Source organism: Roseateles chitinivorans (assembly GCF_050632145.1).
GTDB lineage: Bacteria > Pseudomonadota > Gammaproteobacteria > Burkholderiales > Burkholderiaceae_C > Roseateles > Roseateles chitinivorans_B.
The window spans coordinates 4768076-4793221 of the sequence record NZ_CP192577.1 but is presented as its reverse complement, the minus strand read 5'-3'; the positions used below and the strand labels follow the sequence as shown (position 1 = coordinate 4793221).

The 25146-nt window shown below is 70.8% G+C and carries 4 protein-coding genes and 1 pseudogene; all 5 read left to right on the top strand.

Annotated elements, in window-relative coordinates:
• Positions 1-27 precede the first annotated feature (27 nt).
• Positions 28-1554, top strand: a complete 1527-nt coding sequence (locus tag ACQ86G_RS21975) for a condensation domain-containing protein (RefSeq protein ID WP_431261464.1) — start codon at positions 28-30, stop codon at positions 1552-1554.
• Positions 1479-6295, top strand: a pseudogene (locus tag ACQ86G_RS21970) (amino acid adenylation domain-containing protein); the annotation flags it as partial. The gene ACQ86G_RS21975 and the pseudogene ACQ86G_RS21970, both read left to right, overlap by 76 nt.
• 14 nt (positions 6296-6309) lie before the next feature.
• The gene (locus ACQ86G_RS21965; RefSeq protein ID WP_431257300.1) at positions 6310-13266 is read left to right on the top strand and encodes an amino acid adenylation domain-containing protein; all 6957 of its coding nucleotides are present in this window, start codon (positions 6310-6312) and stop codon (positions 13264-13266) included.
• The gene (locus ACQ86G_RS21960) at positions 13267-13482 is read left to right on the top strand and encodes a hypothetical protein (RefSeq protein ID WP_431257299.1); all 216 of its coding nucleotides are present in this window, start codon (positions 13267-13269) and stop codon (positions 13480-13482) included. It begins immediately after the preceding gene.
• A 23-nt stretch (positions 13483-13505) separates the two neighbouring features.
• The gene (locus tag ACQ86G_RS21955) at positions 13506-25124 is read left to right on the top strand and encodes an amino acid adenylation domain-containing protein (protein ID WP_431257298.1); all 11619 of its coding nucleotides are present in this window, start codon (positions 13506-13508) and stop codon (positions 25122-25124) included.
• Positions 25125-25146: the final 22 nt, after the last annotated feature.

Genomic DNA, 25146 nt, shown 5'->3' with positions numbered 1-25146 from the left:
CGGGTCGCCGACGGCGATGCCGTCAGGCTGTCGTTCACGCAGGAGCCGCTGTGGATCCTGCAGCGGATGGGCGAGGGGATGACCGCCTACAACCTGCCACGCGTGATGCGGCTGCGCGGTCCGCTGCAGGCCGAAGCGCTGCAGCGCGCCTTCGACGCCGTGATCGCCCGCCATGCGATCCTGCGCACCCGCTTCTTCGAACGTGACGGCGTGCCGATGGCGGTGGCGCAGGCCAGCGTCCCGTTCGTGCTCGAACAGGTCGACCTGTCGGACCTGGGCCGCGGCAGCGGTGATCGCGCGCAGACGCGCGACGCGGCGGTCGCGCGCGAAGTCCAGGCCACGCTGAACCATGTCTTCGATCTGGGGACGGCGCCGGCGATGGTGGCGCGCCTGGTCCGGGTCGGCGACGATGAACACGTGCTCGCGCTCTGCCTGCACCACATCGTGTCCGACGCCTGGTCGAACCCGATCTTCGCCGCGGACCTCTCGGCCGCCTACGCGCTGGCGCTGAAGCAGTCCGGACCGGTGGCCCTGCCGGCGCTGCCGCTGCAGTACGCCGACCACGCGGTCCGCCAACGCGCCGAGATGGCCCGCGGCGGCTTCGACCGCGCGCTCGCCCATTGGCATGCGCATCTGGGCGCCGAGGTGCCGGTGCTGGAACTGCCCACCGACGCGCCGCGTCCGGCGATGCCGGGCTTCCGCGGGACCTCGATCGCCTTCGACCTCGATCCCGCGCTGGACGCCGCGCTGCGGCAGTTCTGCCGCGTCGAGCGCTGCACGCCGTTCGTCGCGCTGTTCGCGGCCTGGCAGCTGCTGCTCGCGCGCTTCGCCCGCCAGTCCGAGTTCGCCGTCGGCGTGCCGCACGCGGGGCGGCAGGACGAGGAGGTCTTCGGCCTCATCGGCTTCTTCATCAACACGCATGTCTACCGGGCCCGGCTGTCGCCCGGGCAGACGCTGCGCCAGCTCTGCCGCCAGATCCGCGGCGACGCGCTGGCGGCAATGTCCCACCCGGACCTGCCGCTGGACCTGCTGCTCGCGCAGCGCGGCGAGCGGCGCGATCCATCGCGCTCGCCGCTGTTCCAGGTGCTGTTCGGCGTCCAGATGGGCGACCTGCCGGCCTTGTCCTTCGACGACGTCGCCGTCGAGTTCATCGAGCAGGGCGATGTCAACGCCAAGTTCGACCTGTCGATGAACTTCCAGGTCGGCGCGTCGCGCACAAGCGGACGCCTGGCCTACAACACCGACCTGTTCGGGCCGGCGACCGCCAGGCGACTGATCCGCGGCTGCGTGACGATGCTCGAGACGTTGGTGCACGAGCCGGACCGCACGGTCGGCTCCGTCAGCCTTGCCGACGCCGATGACCTGCGACGCCTGGGCGAGTGGGGAACCGGCGAGAGGCGCGTGACTCCTCCTCTGCAACGCCGTCGGCATCGGCATCGGCATCGGCATCGGCTCCGCGGCAAGCGGCATTCGTTCCTGTGCACGAGCAGGTGCGTCGACACGCGCATCGCCAACCGCATGCGATCGCTCTCGTCCAGGAGGAGGCATCGCTGACTTGGTTCGCGTTGGACCGTCGCGTCGATCAGGTGGCCTCACTGCTGCAGGCGCGAGGTGTCGGCCTCGACGCGCGCGTGGGCCTGGCTGTCGAGCGCTCGATCGAGATGGTGGTCGGGATGCTCGGCGTGATGCGCGCCGGCGCCGCGGTGGTGCCGCTGGATCCGGCGCTGCCTGAGGAACGCCGGGCGTTCCAGCTGCGCGACAGCGGCGCGATGCTGGTGATCGGCGACATCGATCCGGCGTGGACCGGTGGCGTCGAGATCCTCGAGCTGCAAGCGGAGGAGGACGCCACCACCGACACCGCCAACCCCAGGGATGGCAACGGCGAACGCCGGTCGCCCATGGCCGCGGCGCTCACGCACCCGGATCAGGCCGCCTACCTCATCTATACCTCCGGCTCGACGGGACGACCGAAGGGCGTGGTCGTGAGCCACGGCGCGCTCGCCCACTACCTGGACGGCGTGTTGCATCGCCTGGGCATTGCCGGTCGGGAGAGCGGCGCAACCGCCGCCGACATCGACAGGAGTCATGAGGCCGACGGCGTGAGCAGCATGGCCATGGTGTCGACCGTCGCGGCCGACCTGGGACACACGGTGCTCTTCGGCGCGCTCAGCGCCGGGCGGACGCTGCACCTGGTGTCCGCGGCGCGGGCCTTCGATCCGGACGGCTTCGCCGCCGTGATGCGGCGCCACGCGATCGACATGCTGAAGATCACGCCCAGCCACCTGCAGGCGCTGATGGGCGCGCTGGATCCGGCCGAGGTCCTGCCGCGCCGCCGGCTGGTGCTGGGCGGGGAAGCCACGCCCTGGGCGCTGCTGGATCGCCTCCGCGCGCTGCGGCCGGATCTGCGCGTGTTCAACCACTACGGGCCGACGGAGACCACGGTCGGCACCTTGACGCAGGATGCCGCGCAGGCCGACCGGTCGGCAGCCACGCTGCCGGTGGGCCGCCCGCTGCCGGGCAGCGCGATGCGCGTGCTGGATGCGGACCTGCAGCCGCTGCCGCCGGGCCTGCCCGGCGAGCTGTATGTGGCCGGCCCGGGTCTGGCGCGCGGCTATCACCAGCGCCCCGGCCAGTCGGCGGAGCGCTTCGTCGCCGACCCGCTCGACGCGCACGGCGGGCGGATGTACCGCACCGGCGATCTGGTGCGCTGGACGCCGGACGGTCAACTCGAATACCTCGGCCGCGTGGATCACCAGGTCAAGGTGCGCGGCTTCCGCGTCGAGCTCGGCGAGGTGGAGGCCCAGCTGCGCGCCGATCCGGCGATCGCTGAGGCCGTCGTCACGGCCGGGCAGAGCCTGGGCGGCACACGGCTCGTGGCGTACGTCACCGGACGTGACGGCGTCGCGCCCGACATCGCCGCGCTGCGCGAGCGCCTGGGCCGCGTGCTGGCCGACGCGATGCTGCCGTCGGCCATCGTCGTGATGGAGGCGCTGCCGCTGACGCCCAACGGCAAGGTCGACCGCCAGGCATTGCCGGATGCGGAAACGTCCGGATCCGGCGATCACGAACCACCGGAAGGGCCGATGGAAACGGCCATCGCGGCAGCCTGGGCGGAGGTGCTGGGCGTCGCGCGTGTCGGCCGGCGCGATCACTTCTTCGAGCTGGGCGGCCATTCGCTGCTGGCCCTTCGGCTGATCGAGCGGCTGCGCGGCGACGGACACCGCGCGCAGGTGCGTCAGGTGTTCGAGCATCCGCGCCTGGACGATTTCGTGCGGGCCATCTCCCGCGATCCCGCCGAGGCGGAGATCGTCGTGCCGCCGAACGGCATTCCCGCCGACTGCTCCGCCATCGAGCCCGCCATGCTGCCGCTGGTCGATCTCGCGCCGGACGAGATCCGGCGCATCGAGTCGGCGGTGCCGGGCGGCGCCGCCAACATCCAGGACCTCTATCCACTGGCGCCGCTGCAAGAGGGCATCCTGTTCCATCACCTGATGCAGACGCAGGGCGACGCCTACGTGACCTCGCGCGGGCTGGCCTTCGACAGCCGCGAGCGGTTGGAGCGATTCGTCTCGCATCTGGACGCGGTGATCGCGCGGCATGACATCCTGCGCACGTCGGTGGTCTGGGAAGGATTGCGGGACCCGGTGCAGGTCGTGCACCGCGCAGCGCCACTGACGCTGCAGTGGCTGGACGGGGAGGGGGCCGCGCCCACGGCGGCTGCCGCCGAGCGGCTCAAGGCCCACGTCCATCGCAGCCGGATGCGCATCGACGTTCGGCAGGCGCCGATGATCCGGGCCACGGCTGTGCAGGGCCTCGCCGAGGGCGTCGACTGGCCCGAGGGCATGGACAGAGGCGCGGAGAGCGGTGCGCACAGGCGGTGGAAAGGCTCCTGGCTGCTGCAGTTGTCGCGTCATCACCTGGTGTCCGATCACACGACGCTGGAACGCATCGTCGAGGAGATCGGCCTGATGCAGCGTGGCGCCGAGGCCGAACTGCCCGCGCCCGTTCCGTTCCGCAACCTGGTGGCCCGCGCCCGACGGGGCGTCGGCCGGGACGCGCACGAGGCCTTCTTCTCCGGCCTGCTGGGCGACGTCACCGAGCCGACGGCGCCGTACGGCCTCGTCGACGTGCAGGGCGACGGATCCGGCGTGCGGGAAGCCCGACTGAGCCTGGACGAGGCACTGGCCGCCGCCGTCCGGCGCCAGGCCCAGCGGCACGGCGTGACCGCCTCCGCGGTGTTCCACCTCGCGTGGTCGCTGGTGCTGGCGCGGGCGACCGGACGCGACGACGTCATCTTCGGCACCGTGCTGCTGGGCCGCATGCAGGCCGGCCAGGAGGCCGGCCGCGCGCTCGGCCTGTTCATCAACACGCTGCCGTTGCGTCTGCGCGTGGGCGCGACCAGCGTCGCCGCGAGCCTGCGTCACGCGCACGCGGGACTGGCGGACCTGCTACGCCATGAACATGCGCCGCTGTCGCTGGCACAGCGCTGCAGCGGTCTGCCCGGCGGCACGCCGCTGTTCTCGGCGCTGCTGAACTACCGCCACAGCCGCCGCATGCCGGTCGGCGCCCAGTTGGGCGAGGGCGTGCGGCTGCTCGACGGCGAGGAACGGACGAACTATCCGTTCGCGCTCTCCGTCGATGATTTCGGCGACGGCTTCGGGCTGGTGGCGCAGGTGCACCGTTCACTGGACCCCGACCACATCGTCGCCTCGGTGCTGGCAGCGGTCGAGGACATCGCACGGGCGCTCGCGGAGCAGCCCGAACTGGCGCTGTGCGAGCTCGGTGGCATCGAGGCGTCGGCGCTCGCCCAATGGCGCGCGTGGGCGACATCCGCCGCCGTCGAGGGTCGGCGATCGTCCGGAGACGTCGAGGAGACCGGCAGGTCGCTGTCGCCAGGGCCGCTGTCGCCAGGGCCGCTGTCGCCGCAGCCGTCGCCGCAGCCGTCACTGAGGCCGTCGCTGCCAGCGGTCGCCGCCGTGCCACGGCTGATCGAGCGTCACGCGGCCGAGCGGCCCGACGCGATCGCGCTGATCGCCGACGGTCAGCGGGTCAGCTATGCGCAGCTGGACGCTCGTGCCAACCGGCTGGCGCACCACCTCATCGCACGGGGGTGAAGGCCGAATCGCGCGTCGGACTGGCCGTGCCGCGGTCGGTCGAGATGGTGGTCGGCCTGCTGGCCATCCTCAAGGCCGGCGGTGCCTACGTGCCGCTGGATCCTGCGTATCCGGCCGAACGGTTGGCCCACATGATGGCGGACAGCGATCTCGCCTTGCTGCTCACCACCGAGGCGGCGTCCGCGCGCCTGCCGACGCGTTCCGGGCTCACGGTCCTGTGTCTCGATCGGATGGCATCGGACACGGGCCGCACGAACGACGGGAACGACGGAAGCGAAGCGATCGAAGCGAGCAAGGACGGCCAGGCGAGCGACACGGCGGCGCCCCGCGTGCCGCTGTCGCCCGACCAACTGGCCTATGTGATCTACACCTCCGGGTCGACCGGCCGCCCCAAGGGCGTGGCCGTGGCGCACGGCGCGCTGGCCATGCACTTGCAGGCGGTGGTGGCGCGCTTCGGTCTCGAGCCGGACGACCGCATGCTGCAGTTCGCGTCGATCAGCTTCGATGCCGCCGGATCGCAGTGGATGGCGCCGCTGATCCACGGCGCCGCGGTCGTGCTGCTGCCGCAGGACGGCTGGTCGACCGCCGAGGTCGCGCGCACGATGCGTCGCGACGGCGTAACCGCCATCCACCTGCCGCCGGCCTACCTGCGCCAGCTGGCCGCCGAGCATCCGGGCGGCCGCCTGCCGGTGCGACTGTGCATCGCCGGCGGCGAGGCCTGGCCCGCCGCCGATCTGCGCGCGGCCCGCGACGCTTTCGCACCGCAATGGCTGGTGAACTCCTACGGACCGACGGAAGCCGTCATCACACCCTGCGCGTGGCGGGCCTCCGCGGACGACATCGCCCCGCTGGGCGACCGACCGGTCGCGCCGATCGGCCGCCCCGTCGGTGAGCGCGCCGCCTGGGTGCTCGACAGCCACCTGTCGCCTTGCCCGCCCGGCGTGCCGGGGGAGCTCTACCTCGGTGGCGCCGGCCTGGCGCGCGGTTACCTCGATCGCGGCGGCCTGACGGCCGAGCGCTTCGTCGCGGATCCCTTCGGCGCCCCGGGCGCGCGCATGTACCGCACCGGCGATCTGGTGCGGTGGGATGACGACGGTGAACTCGAGTACCTCGGGCGCATCGACCATCAGGTCAAGGTGCGCGGTTTCCGCATCGAACTGGGGAAGTCGAGGCCGCGCTGACCGCGCAGCCGGCCGTGCGCGAGGCGGTGGTCATCGCTGCGCCGAGTCCTTCCGGCGCGCGGCTGGTGGCGTATGTCGTCGCGCGACCGGGCCGGGCGATCGACGTGGAGGACGTGCGTGCCCAGGTCGCCGCCGTGCTCCCCGACTACATGGTGCCGAGCCTCGTGGTGTGCCTGGACGCACTCCCGCTCAATCCGAACGGCAAGGTCGACCGACGGGCGCTGCCGGACCCCGATCCCGCCGCGGTGCACGCCTACGCTGCGCCGCGCGGCGACACCGAGACGACGGTCGCGGGCCTCTTCGCCGAAGTGCTCGGCGTGACGCGGGTCGGCCGTGACGACCACTTCTTCGTGCTGGGCGGCGATTCGATCCTGAGCCTGAAGCTGATCTCGCTGGCGCACCGTCGGGGCTGGCAGCTGTCGCCACGGCAGGTGTTCGAGCATCCGACCGTGGCGGCACTGGCGCGGGCCGTGGACGGCCTGCGCCCGGACACGGCGGCGATCAGGCCCCTGTCCGCGGCCGATCGGTCGCGCGGGCTGCCGGTCTCTTCCGCGCAGCAGCGTCAGTGGTTCCTGTGGCAGCTGGATCCGGCGAGCACGGCGTATCACATCGCGGGCGCGCTGACCCTGCACGGGGCGCTGGACTTGGCGGCCCTGCGAGCGAGCTTCGGCGCGCTGGTCCGCCGGCATGAATCGCTGCGGACGACCTTCCATGCCGGGCCGGATGGCGAGGTGGCGCAGCAGGTCCAGGGGTCGGGCGAAGCCGCGGTCGCGCTGACCGAGCTGCCGGACGAGGCGGCGGCACGGCGACTCGTCGATACGCCTTTCGACCTCCGGTCGGGGCCGCTGATCCGGATCGGGTTGCAGCGCCAGGGCGCCGATCGCCACCTGCTGGTGGTCGTGATGCATCACATCGTCTCCGACGGCGGATCGATGCGCATCGTCGTGGACGAGGTCTTCGCCGACTACGAGGCCGCCGTGCGCGGCGAACAGTCGACGCTGGCGCCGTGGCCGATCCAGTACGCGGACTACGCCGCGTGGCAACGGCAGCGGATGGCCGGCGGCGAGCGGCGGCTGCAGCTCGATCATTGGCTCGCACGCCTGGGCGGCGAGCAGCCGGTGCTGCAACTGCCGACCGACCGTCCGCGACGCGCCGATGGCCGGTACCAGGCGGCGCGACACACGATCACGCTGGCGCCGGCCCTCATGGACCGCCTGCGGCAGCGTGCGCGGGAGGCGGGCGCGACGCCGTTCATGGGACTGCTGGCCGGCTTCCAGGCCGTGCTGTCCCGATGGACGGGCCAGTCCGACATCCGTGTCGGCGTGCCCATCGCCGACCGCGACCGGCCCGAGATCGCGCCGGTGGTGGGCTTCTTCGTCAACACGCAGGTGCTGGACAACCGCATCGGCACGCGGTCGTCGTTGTCGCAACTGCTGGGGCAGGCGCGCGAGGCGGCCATCGGCGCGCAGGCGAATCCCGATCTGCCCTTCGAGCAGTTGGTCGAAGCGCTGCAGCCGGAGCGGTCGCTGGGCTTGCATCCGCTGTTCCAGGTGCTGTTCAACCATCAACGGGGTCAGGACTTGTCGGCCCGGCAACTGTCCGGGCTGACCATCGAACCGGTCGCGATGACGGAGCGCGCGGCGCAATTCGAGCTCGCGTTGCACACGATGGAACTGGAGGACGGCGGTCTGCGGGCGAGCTTCAGCTACGCGGCGGAGTTGTTCGAGCCGGACGCCATCGAGCGGCTGGCCGGGCACTTCACCGCGATGCTTGCGGCGATCGCCGACACGCCGGAGGTCGCCGTCGGCGACGTGGCGTTGATGTCGGAGGGCGAGTCGAACGCCCTCGCGCGACTCAGCGTCAACACCGCGCTGGTCGCACCGGCGGAGCCGGTGCATCGGATCATCGAGCGCCAGGCCGCAATCGCTCCAGACGCGCCCGCGCTGGTGTTCGGCGATACGTCGCTGACGCGTGGCGAGCTCAATGTCCGCGCCAACCGCCTCGCGCATCGCCTCATTGAGCTGGGCGTGCGCCCCGACGTGCGCGTGGGGCTGGCGGTCGAGCGCTCGCTCGACATGATGGTCGGCGTGCTGGCGATCCTGAAGGCCGGTGGCGCCTACGTGCCGCTCGATCCGGAGCTGCCCGCCGACCGGCTGGCCTACATGCTCCAGGACAGCGGCGTGTCGTTGGTGCTGACGCAGTCTCACCTGCGCGACCGGCTGCCCGGTGGGGAAGGGCGCAGGTTCGTCGACATCGACACGATCGGAGCGCCCCAAGCGATCGAACACGCGGGTCGATCGGTCCTATCGGATCGGAACGTCGACGCGACATCCGACGCGAACCCTGAACTGGCGTTGCACGGCGAGAACCTCGCCTACGTGATCTACACGTCCGGGTCGACCGGGCGGCCGAAGGGCGCGGCCAACCGCCACGTGGCACTGCACAACCGCCTGGCGTGGATGCAAGAGGCCTACGCACTCGATGCGTCCGACACCGTGCTGCAGAAGACACCGCTGAGCTTCGACGTCTCGGTGTGGGAGCTGTTCTGGGCGCTGGCCGAGGGTGCTCGTCTGGCCATCGCCGCGCCTGGAGATCATCGCGACCCGGCACGTCTCGTTTCGCTGATCGAAGCGCATCGGGTCACGACGATCCACTTCGTGCCGTCGATGCTGCAGGCGTTCCTGGCACATGACGGTGTCGAGGTCTGCACCTCGCTGCGCCGCATCGTGTGCAGCGGCGAAGCATTGCCGGCAGAGGCCCAGGCCGGCGTGTTCCGTCGGCTCCCTGACGCAGGGCTCTACAACCTGTACGGTCCCACCGAGGCGGCCATCGACGTCACGCACTGGACCTGCCGTGACGACGGTCGCAGCCAGGTGCCGATCGGCGCGCCGATCACTGGCATCTCCACGTGGGTGCTGGATGCTGACCTCAGCCCCGTGCCGCAAGGCGTTGCGGGCGAACTCTATCTCGGCGGCATCGGATTGGCCCGCGGCTATCACGATCGCGCGGGACTGACGTCCGAGCGCTTCATCGCGAACCCCACCGCTGGCGACGGCAGCCGGCTCTACCGCACCGGCGACCTTGTCCGTTGGAATGCCAACGGCCAACTCGACTACCTCGGACGCACCGACCATCAGGTCAAGATCCGCGGCCTGCGCATCGAGCTGGGCGAGATCGAAGCGCAGCTGCTCGCACAGCCGGGCGTGCGTGAGGCCGTGGTCGTGGCCCACCGGGCGCCGACCGGCGACCGACTGATCGCATACGTGTCGACGAACGTGTCGACGAACGTTCCGGCAGACGCGACGGACGTCGCGGCGCAACGCAGCATCGACATCTCCACGCTGCGTGGGGCATTGGGCCGCAGGCTGCCCGAATACATGGTCCCCGCCGCCATCATCGTGCTGGACACGCTGCCGCTGAACCCCAGCGGCAAGGTCGACCGCAAGGCGCTGCCGGCGCCGGAAGCGATCTCCGATGCCGAGTACGAGGCGCCGGAGGGCGCCGTCGAGCGGGCCGTCGCCTCGATCTGGGCGGAGGTGCTGGGCGTCGAACAGGTAGGACGGCGCGACAACTTCTTCGCGCTGGGCGGCCACTCGCTGCTGGCCTTGCGGGTGTTGGAGCGCCTGCGCGCGCAGGGCCGTCGCGCCGAAGTCCGGCAGATCTTCCTGCACCCGGAGCTCGCCGCGTTCGCCCAGGCGATCGTGTCGTCCGCGATGGCGTCGACGGACGCGGCCGACGTGCTGATCACGCTGACGCCCGAGGAGATCGACAGCATCGAAGCGACCATCCCGGGCGGCGCCGCCAACATCCAGGATGTTTACCCGCTGGCGCCGCTGCAGGAGGGGATCCTCTTCCACCACCTGCTGCAGCCCGACGCCGACGCCTACGTCACCGCCCATCTGATCGCCTTCGACAGCGAGTCGCGTCTGCGCCGCTTCGTCGAGAGCTTCAACCGCGTCATCGAGCGCCACGACATCCTGCGCACGGTCGTGCTGTGGGAGGGCTTGGAGGAACCGGTGCAGGTCGTGTGCCGGGAGGCGCGACTCGCCATCGAGTGGCTGTCGCCCGAGGACGGCCCGGTGGCCGCACGGCTCGAGGAGATGGCCCGGCCGGGGCGTTGCCGCATCGACGTCCGCCGCGCGCCGCTGCTTCGCGCGATCGCCGGATTCGACGCGGCCCAGGACCGCTGGCTGCTGCAGCTCCCCAGCCATCATCTGGTGACGGACCACAGCACGCTGGCCGGTGTCGTCGAGGAGATCGCGCTGATCCAGCAGGACCGGGCCGCCGAGCTGCCTGAGCCTGTGCCTTTCCGCCGCTTCGTGGCGCAGGCCCGCCTCGGCGTCGGCCGCGCGGCGCACGAGGCGTTCTTCAGCGAGATGCTGCGCGACGTCACCGAGCCGACCGCGCCGTTCGGCGTGGCCGATGTCCGCGGCGACGGCACGCGCCTGCGTCAGGCGCGCCATGCGCTTCCCGACGCCCTGGCCGCCGCGGCGCGCCAGCAGGCACGCCGGCATGGCGTCGGCGTCGCTGCGTTGTTCCACCTCGCCTGGGCGCTGGTGCTGGGTCGCACGACGGGTCGCACCGACGTGGTCTTCGGCACCGTGCTGCTGGGCCGCCTGAGCGCCGAAGGCGGCGCCGAGCGCGCGCTGGGTCTCTCGATCAACACCTTGCCGCTGCGGCTGCGCGTGGGCGCGCAGTCCGTCGTCGATGGCCTGAGGGACGCCCATGCGGCGCTCTCCGCGCTGCTGCATCACGAACACGCGAGCCTGTCGCTCGCGCAGCGCTGCAGCGGCCTGTCAGGCGGCACGCCGTTGTTCTCCGCGCTGCTGAACTACCGGCATGCGGGCCGCCGGCGCGATGCGTCGTCCAGCGCGTGGGCGGGCATGGAGATCGGTGCCGCGCAGGAGCGCTCGAACTACCCGTTCGGGCTCTCGGTGGACGACGACGGCCACGGCTTCGGGTTGGTCGCCCAGGTGCACGAGACGCTGGACGCGGACCAGGTCTGCGCGCTGATGCAGGCGGCCGTGGGCAGCCTGGTGGATGCGCTGGCGCAGCGTCCGACGCGGACGATGAGCGAGCTCGACGTCCTCGACCCCGGATCGCGCGAACGATTGAAGGTCTGGGGACTCAACGGCCATCGCTACGGTGCAACGCCGCCGGTGCCCCGGCTGGTCGAACGCCAGGCCGCCGAGCGGCCCGATGCCATCGCGTTGATCTCGGGCGACGACCAGCTCAGCTACGCCGGGTTCAACGCCCGGGCCAACCGCCTCGCGCATCGCCTGATCGCGATGGGAGTCCAGCCCGAAGACCGCATCGGACTGGCCGTGCAGCGCTCGATGGACATGGTGGTCGCCCTGCTGGCGATCCTCAAGGCTGGCGCCGCCTATGTGCCGCTGGACCCTGCGTATCCGGCGGAGCGTCTGGCCTACATGGTCGAGGACAGCGGCCTGCGACTGCTGCTGACTCAGGAAGCGATCGCGTCCAGGCTGCCGGTGCACGAGGGGCTCGAGGTGCTGACGCTGGATGGCGGTGACGCCTTCACCGGCGCCGCGACGAATCCCGCCGTCGAGATCCACCCGGAGCATCTGGCTTACGTGATCTACACGTCCGGCTCCACGGGGCGTCCCAAAGGCGTGGCCGTCACGCATGGGCCCCTGGCGATGCACGTCCAGTCCATCGGCGAGGTCTACGGCATGACGCCGGCCGACCGCGAGCTGCAGTTCGCGTCGATCGCCTTCGACGGCGCGCATGAGCGAACCTGGGTGCCGCTGGCCTTCGGCGCGGCGCTGATGCCGCGCGACCAGGAGCTCTGGCCGGTCGAGCGGACCGCCGCGGAGATCGAGCGCCACGGCATCACGATCGCGTGCTTCACGCCGGGGTACCTGACGCAGATGGCGGAGATGCTCGGCGAGTCGGCAAGTCGGCTGCCGATCCGGTCCTACACCGTCGGCGGCGAAGCGATGTCGCGCGCGAATCTCGACCTCGTGCAGGCCGTGCTCAAGCCACCCCGCATCATCAACGGCTACGGTCCGACGGAGACCGTGATCACCCCGACGGTGGGCATCGCGATGGCGGGCGAGCGCTTCGAGGCGTCCTACATGCCGATCGGCAAGCCGGTCGGGGACCGCGCCGCCTACGTGCTGGACGGTGACCTGAACCTGTGCCCGCCGGGCGTGCCGGGGGAGCTGTACCTGGCCGGCGGCCTGGCGCGCGGCTACCTGGGCCGGCCGGACGCGAGCGCGGAGCGCTTCGTCGCCGATCCGTTCGCCGCCCCGGGTGGGCGGATGTATCGCACCGGCGACCTGGTGCGCTGGAACGCCGACGGCGAGCTCGAGTACCTCGGCCGCATCGATCACCAGGTGAAGGTGCGCGGCTTCCGCATCGAGCTGGGCGAGGTGGAGTCGCAGTTGCGGCTGCAGCCCGGCGTGCGCGAGGCGGTGGCGGTTGCCGCCGAGGGCGCGTCCGGCGCGCGGCTGGTGGCCTACGTGTCGCCGCTGCCGGGCCACGTGCTGGCGCCGCGCGCGCTGCGGGAGGGCCTCGCGCGGGTGCTGCCGGACCACATGGTGCCGGGGCTGTTCATCGTGCTGGACGCGTTGCCGCTGAACCCCAACGGCAAGGTCGACCGCAAGGCGCTGCCGGCGCCTGAGGCCGACGTCGATCGTGCCCACGAGCCACCACGCGGCGACACCGAGACGGCACTGGCCGCGCTGTGGGCGGAGACGCTGGGCATCGAGCGCGTCGGGCGCGACGACAACTTCTTCGAACTGGGCGGGCATTCGCTGGCCCTGCTGAAACTGCAGATGAAGGTGCAACGCCGCTTCGGCGTGCAGCTGCCGCTGCGCGCGTATTTCGAGCAGCCGACGCTGGCCGATGCGGCCGCGGCCGTGCAGCGCGAAGTCGATGCGCTGGCGTCGGCGCAGAGCGGCGATCTGGATCGCATGGCGGCGCTGCTGGACACCTGGGAGAACTGAATGAGCATCATCGACAAGAACGACCCCGTCGCGGGCGCATCGGCAACAGCATCGGTGGCTGGAGCGGCTGGAGCGGCTGGAGCGGCTGGAGCGGCGACGGCGACGGCGGCCGGGACCGGGACGTCGACCGTGCGCCCCGCCGATCCCAAGCGCGCACTCGCGGAGCGCTTCGCGCGACTTCCCGCCGACAAGCAACGGGGTTCCTGCAGGCGCTGAAGGCGCAGGGCATCGACTTCGCGATGCTGCCGATCGTGCCGGCGCCGCGCGTCGCGCCCGGCGAAGTGGGCGCGGACACGGCGACGTCGTCCTCGGGCGACGGCCCTGGTGCCCGTCTGGAGGCGCGCTTCGACGCACGGCCGCTCTCCCATTCCCAGCTGCGCCAGTGGTTCCTGTGGACGCTGGACCCGACCAGCACGGCGTATCACCTGTCCAGTGCGCTGGTCCTGCAGGGGACGATCGACGAAGCCGCCCTGCGTGCCAGCTTCGCCGCGCTGGTCGAGCGTCACGAGTCGCTGCGCACGACCTTCCATGCAGATGCGCAGGGGCAGGTGGCCCAGCAGGTGCATGAAGCCGGGAACACCGGTTTCGAGGTCGAGACCATCGACCTCAGCCAGGGACGCATCGCCGATGCAGGTCCTCGGACAGGCATCGAGATCGACATCGGGACCGATGCCGGGACCGACCGGGGGACCGACCTGGAGAGCCGAACGCGGGCGCAGGCGCGTCGCCTCGTGGACCAGCCCTTCGACCTGGGCCAGGGTCCGTTGCTGCGCGTGGCGCTGCTGCGTCAGGACGCCGGGCGCCACGTGCTGGTCGTCGTGATGCATCACATCGTGTCGGACGGCTGGTCGATGAAGGTGATCGTCGACGAGTTCATCGCGCAGTACGGCGCGCGGGTGCGGGGCGAGGTTCATTCTTCGCAGGCCCTGCCGATCCAGTACGCCGATTACGCGGCGTGGCAGCGGCACTGGCTGGAGGCCGGCGAGAAGGACCGGCAGTTGGCCTACTGGAAGGACCGGCTGGGCGGAGAGCAGCCGGTGTTGCAGTTGCCGGTGGACCGTCCGCGCCGCTCGGATGGCCGTTATCGTGCGGCCCAGCATGTGACGACGCTGCCGGCGGCACTGGTGGGCCGGCTTCGACAGCAGGCGCTGGATCGTGGCGCCACGCTGTTCATGGCGCTGCTGGCCGGTTATCAGGCCGTGCTTGCCCGCCATGCCGGTCTGGCCGACGTCCGCGTGGGCGTGCCCGTCGCCAACCGTCAGCGGCCGGAGACGGAGGGCGTCGTCGGCTTCTTTGTCAACACGCAGGTGCTGAGCAATCGCGTGGAGGGCCGCCGCACGCTGGCGCAGGTCCTCGATCAGGCAAAGGAGGCGGCACTCGGTGCGCAGGCGCATCAGGACCTGCCGTTCGAGCAGTTGGTCGATGCATTGCAGCCGGAGCGCTCGCTGGGCGTGCATCCGCTGTTCCAGGTGATGTTCAACCACGGTCGCGGCGGGGCGCAGGGCGAGGCGGCGCTGCCGGGATTGAAGGTGACGCCGTACGTGGCCGGCGAGCAGGCAGCTCAGTTCGAGCTGATGCTGACCACCACCGAGAACGCCGACGGCACGGTGCGGGCGAGCTTCAGCTACGCAGTGGAGCTGTTCGATCCTGCGGCCATCGATCGGCTGGCCGGACATTTCACCGCGATGCTCGCGGCGATCGTCGACACGCCGGAGATCGCCGTCGGAGACGTGGTGTTGATGTCGGAAGCCGAGTCGAACGCATTGGGTCGACTCAGCATCAACACCGCGCCGGTTGCCTCGACGGAGCCGGTGCATCGACTCATCGAACGCCAGGCAGCGAATGCGCCGGACGCGCCCGCGCTGGTGTTCGGCGATACGTCGCTGACGCGTGGCGAGCTCAATGTCCGCGCCAACCGCCTCGCGCATCGCCTCATCGAGCTGGGCGTGCGCCCCGACGTGCGCGTGGGGCTGGCGGTCGAGCGCTCGCTCGACATGATGGTCGGCGTGCTGGCGATCCTGAAGGCCGGTGGCGCTTACGTTCCGCTCGATCCGGAGCTGCCCGCCGACCGGCTGGCCTACATGCTCCAGGACAGCGCCGTGTCGCTGGTGCTGACGCAGTCGCACCTGCGCGATCGGCTTCCGGGCGGGCAAGGGCATCGCTTCGTCAACATCGATACCGTCGACGTCTCCGAACATTCGACGACGAACCCCGGTATCGAGCTGCACGGCGAGAACCTCGCCTACGTGATCTACACGTCCGGATCGACCGGGCGGCCGAAGGGTGCGGCCAACCGCCATGTGGCGCTGCACAACCGTCTGGCGTGGATGCAGGAGGCCTACGCGCTGAGCTCTGCGGATACCGTGCTGCAGAAGACACCGCTGAGCTTCGACGTCTCGGTGTGGGAACTGTTCTGGGCGCTTGCCGAGGGCGCACGCCTGGCCATCGCGGCCCCGGGTGATCACAAGGATCCCGCACGCCTGGTGTCGCTCATCGAAGCGCATCAGGTCACGACGATCCACTTCGTGCCGTCGATGCTGCAGGCGTTCCTGCCACATGACGGCGTCGAGGTCTGCACCTCGCTGCGCCGCATCGTGTGCAGTGGCGAAGCATTGCCGGCAGAGGCCCAGGCCGGCGTGTTCCGTCGGCTCCCTGACGCAGGGCTCTACAACCTGTACGGTCCCACCGAGGCGGCCATCGACGTCACGCACTGGACCTGCCGTGACGACGGCCGCAGTCAGGTGCCGATCGGCGCGCCGATCACCGGGATCTCCACATGGGTGCTCGATGGGGATCTCAACCCCGTGCCGCAAGGCGTTGCGGGCGAGCTCTATCTCGGTGGCATCGGATTGGCCCGCGGCTATCACGATCGCGCGGGACTGACGTCCGAGCGCTTCATCGCGAACCCCACCGCTGGCGACGGCAGCCGGCTCTACCGAACCGGCGACCTTGTCCGTTGGAATGCCGACGGCCAACTCGACTACCTCGGACGCACCGACCATCAGGTCAAGATCCGCGGCCTGCGCATCGAGCTGGGCGAGATCGAAGCGCAGCTGCTCGCGCAGCCCGGCGTGCGTGAGGCCGTGGTCGTGGCGCACCGCGCGCCGACCGGCGACCGGCTGATCGCGTACGTGTCGGCACGGTCGACGGACGCCGCGACGCGAGACGGCCTCGACCTCGCCACGTTGCGCGAGGCATTGAGCCGCAGGCTGCCCGAATACATGGTTCCCGCCGCCATCATCGTGCTGGACACGCTGCCGCTGAACCCCAGCGGCAAGGTCGACCGCAAGGCGCTGCCGGCGCCGGAGACCGCGTCCGCCGTCGAGTACGAAGCGCCACAAGGGGAGGCCGAGACAACCATCGCCGCGATCTGGGCCGACCTGGTGGGGGTCGAGCGCGTCGGCCGCCAGGACAATTTCTTCGAGATCGGCGGTCACTCGCTGCTGGCGATCCAGCTGCAGGCGCGATTGCGCCAGGCCGGTTGGCGCCTGGAGATGCGGGAGCTTTTCTTGCACCCACGACTGGCCGACTTCGCGGCCGCCATCGCCGCTGCCATGGCCCGTCCGTCGCCGGACGCCGCCACGATCGCCGACAGCGCCGCCACCATCCCCGTCGGCTGCGTCGCGCTCGAGCCCGGCATGCTGCCGTTGATCGACCTCGACGCGGACGAGCTGCGCCGGATCGAGTCGGCCATTCCCGGCGGTGCCGCCAACATCCAGGACCTCTATCCGCTGGCGCCGCTGCAGGAGGGGATGCTGTTCCATCACCTGATGCAGGCGCAGGGCGACGCCTACGTCCGTTCGCTGATGTTGCGCTTCGACGCGCAGCCACGTCTGCTGCGCTTCGTCGAGGCCCTCAACCAGGTGATCGCGCGGCACGACATCCTGCGCACCGCGATCCTGTGGGAGGGGCTGCGTCATCCCGTGCAGGTCGTGTGCCGCGAGGCGCCGCTGCCGCTCGAATGGCTGGAGATCGACGAGTCGGACCGTGCGGCGGGGCTCGCGGCGGAACGATTGGCCGCCCATGCGGACCGTCGCAGCTTCCGCATCGACGTCCGCCGCGCGCCGCTGGTGCGCGCGATCGCCGTGCACGACGAGCCGGCCGGCCAGTGGCTGCTGCAGCTGCCGAGCCATCACCTGGCGCTCGACCACACGGCCGAGAAGCTGATGATCGAGGAGATCGCGCTGATCCTGCAGGGCCGGCTGGCCGAGCTGCCGTCACCGGTCCCCTACCGCCGCTACGTCGCGCAGGCTCGCGGTGGCATCGACACGGCGGCCCACGAAGCCTTCTTCCGCGAGCAGCTGGGCGATGTGGACGAGCTCACCGCCCCGTTCGGACTGGCGGATGCGCGGCTGGACGGCAGCACCAATGAGGAGTCGCGCCTGACACTGCCCGCGGCGCTCTCCACGGCCCTGCGCGCGCAGGCGCGGCGCCACGGCGTCAGCGCGGCGACGCTGTTCCATCTTGCCTGGGCGCTCGTTCTGGCGCGCACCGCGGGCCGCGACGACGTCGTCTTCGGCACGGTGCTGTTCGGTCGCATGGCCGGCGGCGAGGACGCGCATCGCGCGATGGGGATGTTCATCAACACGCTGCCGCTGCGGGTGCGGCTCGGCGGCCGCAGCGTCTCACAGGGGCTGCGCGAGACGCACGAGCGCCTCACCGGCCTGCTGCATCACGAGCATGCGCCGCTGTCGCTGGCGCAGCGATGCAGCGGGTTGCCGGGCGGGACGCCGCTGTTCTCCAGCCTGCTGAACTACCGCCACAGCGGTCCGCGCCGCGGCGAGGACGGCAGCGCGCGCGGGCATGGCGCAGGGGGCGCGCATGGCACGAACGGCACGAGCGCTGCCGGCGCCGTGAACGAGCTGGACACGACCTGGGAGGGTATGACGCTGGTCAGTGCGAAGGAGCGCACCAACTATCCGTTCACGCTGTCGGTCAACGATCGGGGCGAGGTGTTCGAGCTGGTGCTGCAGGTCGAGCAGTCGGTGCGTGCCGAGCGCATGGCCGGCTATCTCGAGGCCGCCGTGCGCGGGATCGTCGACGCGCTCGTCCAAGGCGGCGACCGTCCTCTGCACGCCTTGCCGCTGCTCGGAACCGCCGAGGAGGCGATGCTGGCACGATGGAGCGAGGGTCCGGAGGCCATCGGCATCGGCATCGACATCGGCATCTCCGGCGCCGATGTCGTTGAAGGTGCGGGAAGCGTGACCGGCGCGGGCGTCGATTCCTTGCTGGCGATCCATCGCCTCATCGAACGCCAGGCCGCGATCGATCCCGATGCGCCCGCGCTGGTGTTCGGCGATACGTCGCTGACGCGTGGCGAACTCAATGTTCGCGCCAATCGCCTCGCGCATCGCCTCATCGACCTGGGCGTGCGCCCCGACGTGCGCGTGGGGCTGGCGGTCGAGCGCTCGCTCGACATGATGGTCGGCGTGCTGGCGATCCTGAAGGCCGGTGGCGCCTACGTGCCGCTCGATCCGGAGCTGCCAGCCGACCGGCTGACCTACATGCTCCAGGACAGCGGCGTGTCGCTGGTGCTGACGCAATCGCATCTGCGCGACCGGCTTCCAGGTGGGGAAGGGCATCGCTTCATCGACATCGATACCGTCGACGTCTCCGAACATTCGACGACGAACCCCGATATCGAGTTGCACGGCGAAAACCTCGCCTACGTGATCTACACGTCCGGGTCGACCGGGCGGCCAAAGGGCGCGGCCAACCGCCACGTGGCGCTGCACAACCGTCTGGCGTGGATGCAGGCAGCCTACGCGCTGAGCTCGGCGGATACCGTGCTGCAGAAGACACCGCTGAGCTTCGACGTCTCGGTGTGGGAACTTTTCTGGGCGCTGGCCGAGGGTGCTCGTCTGGCCATCGCCGCGCCGGGCGATCATCGCGATCCGGCACGTCTCGTTTCGCTGATCGAAGCGCATCGGGTCACGACGATCCACTTCGTGCCGTCGATGCTGCAGGCGTTCCTGGCACATGACGGTGTCGAGGTCTGCACCTCGCTGCGCCGCATCGTGTGCAGCGGCGAAGCATTGCCGGCAGAGGCCCAGGCCGGCGTGTTCCGTCGGCTCCCTGACGCAGGGCTCTACAACCTGTACGGTCCCACCGAAGCCGCCATCGACGTCACGCACTGGACCTGCCGCGACGACGGCCGCAGCCAGGTGCCGATCGGCGCGCCGATCGCGCGCATCTCCACCTGGGTTCTGGACCGCGACCTCAATCCCGTTCCGCCCGGGGTTCCGGGAGAGCTCTACCTCGGCGGTGTCGGGTTGGCACGCGGCTATCACGGTCGCGCCGGATTGACGGCCGAGCGCTTCGTCGCGAACCCGATGGCCTCGGGCGACGCCGAAGGAACGGGGAGCACTGGTTCGTCGGCCGGCAGCCGGCTGTATCGCACCGGCGATCTGGTGCGCTGGAACGCCGACGGGCAACTCGACTACCTCGGCCGCATCGACCATCAGGTCAAGATCCGCGGTTTCCGCATCGAGCTTGGAGAGATCGAAGCGCAGCTGCTGGCGCAGCCCGGGATCCGGGAGGCCGTCGTCGTGGCTCAGCAGGGATCGACGGCAGCTCGGCTCGTCGCGTACGTGTCAGCGCACGGCGCGATCGGCGCATCGCAAGGCACTGAACGCACTGAACGCACTCAAGGTGCTGAAGGTGCTGAAGGCGACCAAGGTCGGTCGAGCGACGACGCCGTCGATGCTGCCATTGATGTCGCGTTCCTGCGCGAGGCGCTGGCTCGCACGTTGCCGGAGTACATGGTCCCTGCCGTCATCGTCATGCTGGACACGCTGCCGCTCAATCCCAGCGGCAAGGTCGACCGCAAGGCGCTGCCGCAGCCGGAGGTCGCCTCCACCGTCGACTACGAAGCGCCGCAAGGCGAGGTCGAGGCCGCCATCGCCGCCATCTGGTCGGACGTGCTGGACGCGACGCGCGTGGGCCGCCATGACAACTTCTTCGAGGTCGGCGGCGACTCCATCCTGAGCCTGCAGATCATCTCCCGGCTGCGCCGCGTGGGTTGGGTGTTGACGCCGCGTCAAGTCTTCGAGCTGCAGACCATCGCCCGCCTGGGCGCGGTCGCCGAACGGCTCGCGGAGCCGGGGGCATCGCCGGACGCCGCCAACGCCGCGGTCGTGCGCGGTCATCTGGAGGATTTCCTCGACGACGCGGCCATCGCCGCGCTCGGCATCGACGCCTCGACGATCGAGGACGTCTACCCGCTGGTCCCGACGCAGGAGGGAATGCTGCTGCATTCCGTGGAGGCGCCGGATTCCGGGCTCTACGTGAACCAGCTCAACGTCGAAGTCCGCCACCTGGACCCCGAGCGCCTCGAGGCGGCCTGGCGCGTGATGGTCGCCCGCCACGCGATGCTGCGCACGGTCGTGCTCTGGCAGCCCGGCATGGCGCGCCCGTTGCAGTTGGTGCTGCGCGACGCACCGGCCGTGATGGAACGGATCGACTGGCGCAGGTCCTCCGGTGCCACCCAGCCGACCGCTTCCATCGATTCGGCTGATTCGGCTGATTCGACTGATTCGGCCGCGATGGCCCGTCGCATCGCCGACTTCGCCCGCGCGGAGCTCGTGCGTCCCATCGACTGGCTCCGACCGCCGCTGTCGCGCGTGGCCGTGATCCAGCTCGACGACGATCGCCATCAACTGGTGTGGACGCGCCACCACCTGTTGTCGGACGGCTGGAGCGACTCGCGCCTGATGGCCGAATGGCTGCGCTGCTACGCCGGCGAAGCGTTGCCCGAGACGCCGCCGCGTTACGGCGACTTCGTGCGCTGGCTGCAGCGTCAGGACGTCGGTACGCCCGAGACGTTCTGGACCTCGGCGCTGGCCCAGCTGGACGGACCGACGCTGCTGGCCGAGTCGACCCGCGCCGCGCCGGGCCGCTCCGGCTTCGAGAAGCGCTACACGCGCTTCGACATCGACGAGACCGCCTCGCTGCAGGCCTTCGCGCAGCGCGAGCGCGTGACCGTCAACACGCTGGTGCAGGCTGCCTGGGCCGTGCTGCTGCATCGGCACACGGGCCGCGACCGTGTCGTCTTCGGTGCGACCGTGGCCGGTCGTCCGGCCTCGCTGCCCGGCGCCGAGGAGATGCTGGGCCTGTTCATCAACACGGTGCCGGTGCCCGTGTGCTGGGACGCCGGCCAGCGCGTGGGCGACTACCTGCGCGCGGTGCAGGACACCAATCTCCAGCTGCGCGACCACGAGCACGCCGCGCTGGCGGACGTTCAGCGCTGGGCGGGATCGTCCGGCCGACCGCTGTTCGACAGCATCATCGTGTTCGAGAACGCGCCGATCGACCGTGCACTGCGGCAGCTGAGCCAGTACGGCCTCGAGTTCGCGGAGATCGGCGGCGAAGGCCTGACCGGCTATGCGATGGACCTGCAGGTCGTCGCGGGGGACCGGCTCGTCATCGAGTACTGCTACAGCCGCCGCGACTTCGACGACGCCTTCGTCGAGACCCTGCGCGGCGAGATGGCGCAGCTGCTTGCCTGCATGAGCGCCGATGCGTCCGTGCCGCTGGGTGAGCTTGCGTGGATGACGGAACCGGCCACGGCGGCGCTCCGCGCGCTGGGCCGCGGCGATGGGCCCGCCGAGCGGCGACCAGTCCCCGTGCACCGTCTGATCGAACGCCAGGCCGCCGAACGCGGCGATGCGATCGCGCTGCTGTTCGGCGACGACGAACTCAGCTACGCGCAGCTGAACGCCCGCGCCAACCGACTGGCACGCCATCTCGTCCGCCTCGGCATCCAGCGGGATGCGCGCATCGGCGTGGCGCTGGAACGCTCGCTGGACAGCATCGTCGGACTGCTGGCGGTGCTCAAGGCCGGCGCGGCCTATGTGCCGCTGGACCCGGCGTACCCGGCCGACCGGTTGGCGTTCATGCTGCAGGACAGCGGCGCGTCGCTGCTGCTCACGCAGCGTGCGCTGCAGGCGCGACTGCCCGTGGTGGAAGGCCTGGCCGTGGTGACGATGGAGGAGGTGGGCGATCGTCCGTCCGCTGCAGTCCCCACGCACAACATCGATGGCGCCACGGACCTTGCGGACCTTGAAGACATCGTGGATGCCACGGAGGCCATCGACCTGGACCTGCCGGACCATCCCGACCACCTGGCCTACGTGATCTACACCTCCGGCTCCACCGGGCTGCCCAAGGGCGTGGCGGTGACGCATGGCCCGCTGGCGATGCATTGCCTGGCCACGGCGGAGATCTACGGCATGACCGCGGCGTCCTGCGAGCTGCACTTCATGTCGTTCTCGTTCGATGGCGCGCACGAGCGCTGGCTGACGCCGCTGTGCATCGGCGCGGGCCTGGCGCTGCGCGACAACGAGCTCTGGACCGCCGAGCAGACCAGCGAGGCGCTCTACCGCTACGAGGTCACCAATGCCGCCTTCCCGCCGGCCTACCTCGGGCAGATCGCCGATTGGGCGGGCCTGCGCGGCGACGCGCCGCCCGTGGAGCTCTACGTCTTCGGCGGCGAGGCGATGCCCAAGGCGGCGTACGACAAGGTCTGCCGCCACCTGCGCCCCCGCACGATGATCAACGGCTACGGTCCGACCGAATGCGTGATCACGCCGCTGATCTGGAAGTCCGCGGCCACCGAAGGCTTCGACTGCGCCTACGCGCCGATCGGCAGGCCGGTGGGCGACCGCGCCATCCACGTGCTCGATACCGACCTGCAGCCGGTGCCCGCCGGCGTCGTCGGCGAGCTCTACATCGGCGGCTACGGCCTGGCGCGTGGCTACCTCGGTCGCGCAGGCCTGACGGCGCAGCGCTTCGTGGCGGACCCGTTCGACGCCGCGGGCGGCCGGCTCTACCGTACCGGCGACCTCGTCCGCTGGATGGCGGACGGCAACATCGAGTACATCGGCCGCGCCGACCACCAGGTGAAGATCCGTGGTTTCCGGATCGAGCTCGGCGAGATCGAGACCTGCCTGGCCGAGGTGCCGGGGGTGCTCGAGGCCGCGGTCGTGGCGCGCGAGAGCGCGTCGGGCAAGCAGCTGGTCGCCTATGTCGTCGCCTTGCCGGACGTCGTCGAGGCGTCGCTGTTGACGCGCATCCGTCAGCGCGTGGCGGAAACGCTGCCCGAGCACATGGCGCCGGCGCACCTCGTCGTGCTGCCGAAGCTGCCGCGACTCATCAGCGGCAAGCTGGACCGCGCCGCGTTGCCGGATCCGGTGGCGAGCGGCGATGGGGCGCATCGTGCGCCGCGCAACGAGGTCGAGCGTCGCCTGGCGGCGATCTGGCAGGAGGTGCTGGGCGTCGAGCAGGTCGGCATCGGCGACAACTTCTTCGAGTTGGGCGGCGATTCGATCCTGAGCCTGCAGGTGATCTCGCGGGTGCGCAACGCCAAGCTCGGCTTCGAGCTGCGGCTGCGGGACCTGATCCGGCACCAGACGATCGAAGGCCTGAGTGCCGCGGTTGCGGTCGCGGCGGCCACGACCACGGTCTCGACTGCTTCCGCAGCAGTCGAGACCGCAGGACTCGAAGCCGCTGGCGCCGAGGGCATCGTCCCGCTGACCCCGATCCAGCGCTGGTTCTTCGAGGAGCCCATCCCCGCTCGCCATCACTACAACCAGTCGGTGATGCTGCAGGCGCCGGCCTGGCTGGACGATGACAGGCTGCGGCGCGTGATCGCGCTGCTCGCCCGGCACCACGAAGGACTGCGCCTGCGATTCCGGCAGGACGGGCAGGGCGCGTGGGCGCAGCGCTACGAGGACGCTGCCGCCGCGGAGGCCGTCGAGGTGCTGTGGACGCGCGACGTGGCCGGACCGGACGACATCCGACGCGAGGCTGACCTGGCGCAACGCAGCCTGGACCTCGCGCAGGGCCCGCTGTGGCGGATGCTGCACCTCCGTCATGCCGACGGCAGCGCGCGTCTGCTGATCGCGGTGCATCACCTGACGATCGACGGCGTGTCCTGGCGCGTGTTGCTGGAAGACCTGCAGACGCTGTACTTGGCGCTGGCGGCAGGCACGGAGCCGACGCTGCCGGCGCGCAGCGCACCGTTCAAGGCCTGGGCGGAGCATCTGCAACGATGGGCGGGCTCGGAGGCCCTGGCCGCCGAACTGCCGCACTGGCAGCGCGAGATCGCCGCGATCCCTGACCTGCCGCGCGACGACCCGCAAGCGACCGGCTGGATCAAGGACCGGCGCTCGGCCTCGATGACGCTCGATGCGGCGTTGACGCAGCAGTTGCTGCGCGTCGCGCCCGCGGTCTACGGCAGCGGCATCGACGCGTTGCTGCTGACCGCGCTCGGTCGCACGCTGTCGGCGTGGAGCGGGCATCCGGAGGCGCTGGTGCTGCTCGAAGGTCATGGCCGTGAAGGCGACGCCGCGGACATCGACCTGAGCCGCACGGTGGGCTGGTTCACGAGCGCGTATCCGGTGCGCCTGTCAGGGCACGGCCGGCCATGGGCGGAGGCGATCCCGGCGATGTCGGCGCACCTGCGCGCGGTGCCGAACCGCGGGGTCGGCTTCGGCGCGCTGCGCTACCTGCACGCCGACGCGGCGGTCCGGGACTCGCTGGCGGCGGTGCGGCCCGGCATCGCGTTCAACTACCTGGGGCAGTTCGACCAGACCTTGAAGGAGGGCACCGGCTTCACCCGCGCCCGCGACTCCGGCGGCATGGCCCGCGACGAGAACGGCCCGCTGCCGAACTGGATCGAGGTGATCGGCCAGGTGATGGACGGCGTGATGACGATGCACTGGTCCTACAGCGATCGGATGTTCAGGCCGGAGACGATGGAGGCGCTGGCGCAGGGTTACCGGGCGCAGCTGGTCGAGTTGATCGAGCATGGCGCGATGGCGGATCGGATCTCGGAAGCGGCCGGTGGAAGGTCGTGAAGGAAGGAGCGAATCGGGTGAG

Bases quoted from the DNA above. Each gene is read 5' to 3' on its own strand.
- ACQ86G_RS21960 (WP_431257299.1), top strand. From the start codon at position 13,267: ATGAGCATCATCGACAAGAACGACCCCGTCGCGGGCGCATCGGCAACA.
- ACQ86G_RS21955 (WP_431257298.1), top strand. From the start codon at position 13,506: ATGCTGCCGATCGTGCCGGCGCCGCGCGTCGCGCCCGGCGAAGTGGGC.